The 2,257-nt window shown below is 37.2% G+C and carries 2 protein-coding genes; both read left to right on the top strand.

The features are described from left to right. The first annotated feature begins 255 nt into the window (after positions 1-255). Positions 256-1,731 (top strand): replicative DNA helicase, encoded by a 1,476-nt coding sequence (locus tag ACFILZ_RS09620; protein WP_375611037.1) that lies wholly within the window; start codon positions 256-258, stop codon positions 1,729-1,731. Between the two features lie 85 nt (positions 1,732-1,816). Next, positions 1,817-2,257, top strand: a complete 441-nt coding sequence (gene ssb / locus ACFILZ_RS09615) for a single-stranded DNA-binding protein (RefSeq protein ID WP_375611036.1) — start codon at positions 1,817-1,819, stop codon at positions 2,255-2,257.

Here is a 2,257-nt window from a genome sequence, read left to right as displayed (position 1 = left end):
TATATTACACAAAACGTGTAAAAATGCAAGCCTTAATACATAAAAACCGCATCAAAATGAATTGATACGGCTTTTATTATCAAAACAGCTAGCGATCTAAATAAACGATTAAAATAACCAATCGAAATATAAAAGAACATCTCTTTATTGCACAAAACGTATCAAAAAGCAAGCTGTTAAGTAAAATAAAAATGGGATTCACACTGTAGATTCAGTGATTTATAATTATCATTTATCAAATCAATTTAAATCATAATGAATAAAATGAGCGCTGTTAAATTACCTTCTTTTCAAACAGAAGAACAATCTTCTTTTCGTCAACTTCCCCATAATATTGAAGCAGAGAAAGCTTTGCTGGGTGCTATCATTATCAATAATAATGCTCTTGATAGCGTTTCTGATTTTTTAAAAGCAGAGCACTTTTTTGAACCGTTGCATCAAAAGCTTTTTGATATCATTTCACAAATTATTCAAAATGGAAAAGTTGCAGATCCCATTACTATTAAGCCCTTTGTTGAAAATGATGCGAAAATTGGTGACATCACTGTATATAATTACGTGGTGCGTTTAGCTACCGAGGCAGTCACAATCATTAATACTAAAGATTATGGGAGCGTCATTTATGATCTGTTTATCCGACGCTCTTTAATTAACCTTGGCACTCAAGTTGTGAATAGAGCTTATGATGTTTCTGTAGAACTTACAACATCACAACAAATTGAAACTGTTGAAAATCAGTTGTTTGAATTGGCAGAAAAGGGAAAATACGGGGGTGGGTTTGAAAATTTTGATACAGCCATTGCAAAAGCACTTAACATGGCAAGTGCAGCGAAAAAGCGTTCTTCAAGGCTCTCAGGGATAGCTACCCATATCAAAACACTTGATGAGAAAATGGGAGGGTTACAAGCATCTGATTTGATTATCCTTGCGGGGCGCCCTGGGATGGGGAAGACCTCACTGGCGACCAATATTGCTTTTAATATTGCCAATGCTTGCAAGCGTCATGATAACAGCCAAGCCAATGAAGGGGGTATTGTTGGTTTCTTTTCACTTGAGATGTCAACTGAACAGCTTGCAACTCGTATTATCTCAGAGCAAATAAAGGTTTCTTCTTCTGATATGCGCCGTGGTAATATCTCAGAAGAGCAATTTGCAAAAATTATTCACGCAATGCGTTCCTTACAAACAATCCCTCTTTATATTGATCAAACGGGTGGGGTGTCTATTGCACAATTGTCCGCTCGTGCAAGGCGTCTTAAACGACAACATGGTCTAGATGTCTTGATTATCGATTATATCCAACTCATGACAAGCGGTTCAAAGCGTTCATTAGAAAATCGCGTTCAAGAAATTACAGCCATTACCACCGGATTAAAAGCACTTGCAAAAGAACTCAATATTCCCATCATTGCTCTGTCACAACTTTCGCGTCAAGTTGAAAACCGAACCGATAAACGTCCACAACTCTCCGATTTACGTGAATCTGGTTCAATTGAGCAAGATGCCGACATTGTGCTGTTTGTTTATCGTGAAGAATACTATCTCAAAAATGAAGAACCAAAAGAAGGCACCGCTGAGTATAGCAAATGGCAAGATGCAATGGAGCAAGCCAAGGGTAAAGCCGAGGTTATTATAGCAAAACAACGCCATGGTCCGACAGGAATCGTTCCCCTTGCCTTTCAATCCGATTTTACACGCTTTAGTGATTTAGAACATAATGTAACACTTTAAATAATTGTTATTAGCTAACTGAAAACATTGTAAAAACACATAAAACATGTTATGATCTTTACATCATTTAATGGGACTTACAAACATGCTTAATAAAGTGATTTTAATTGGCTATTTAGGTGCTAATCCAGAAAGCAAAACAATGTCATCTGGCATCGAGGTGGTCAATTTTCGAATGGCAACGTCTGAGAGCTATACAGACAAGGCAACCAATAAGAAAGTAGACAAAACCGAATGGCATTCCATTGTGGTGTTTAATCCACACTTGGCAAAAGTAGCACTCCAGTATCTGAATAAAGGCAGCAAAGTTTATATCGAGGGGCGACTACAAACCCGTAAATGGCAAGATAAAAACGGTGTTGATCGCTATGTAACAGAAGTCATATTGCCTCAGTACAAAGGCGAGTTAAAGCTTTTAGATGGCAAAAATGATGATAATCAAGATCAGTCATCACCTTATGACAGAAGCTTTCACAAGCCTCTTGATACGTCTCATACCGTTATGAATGATAGTGTTCCTTTTTAA

Source organism: Bartonella sp. AP40SXNS (assembly GCF_042195825.1).
Classification (GTDB): domain Bacteria; phylum Pseudomonadota; class Alphaproteobacteria; order Rhizobiales; family Rhizobiaceae; genus Bartonella.
Note: the sequence above shows the minus strand (reverse complement) of the source record. Positions and strands in the feature narration are given on the sequence as shown.

Bases quoted from the DNA above. Each gene is read 5' to 3' on its own strand.
- ACFILZ_RS09620 (WP_375611037.1), top strand. From the start codon at position 256: ATGAATAAAATGAGCGCTGTTAAATTACCTTCTTTTCAAACAGAAGAA.
- ssb (WP_375611036.1), top strand. From the start codon at position 1,817: ATGCTTAATAAAGTGATTTTAATTGGCTATTTAGGTGCTAATCCAGAA.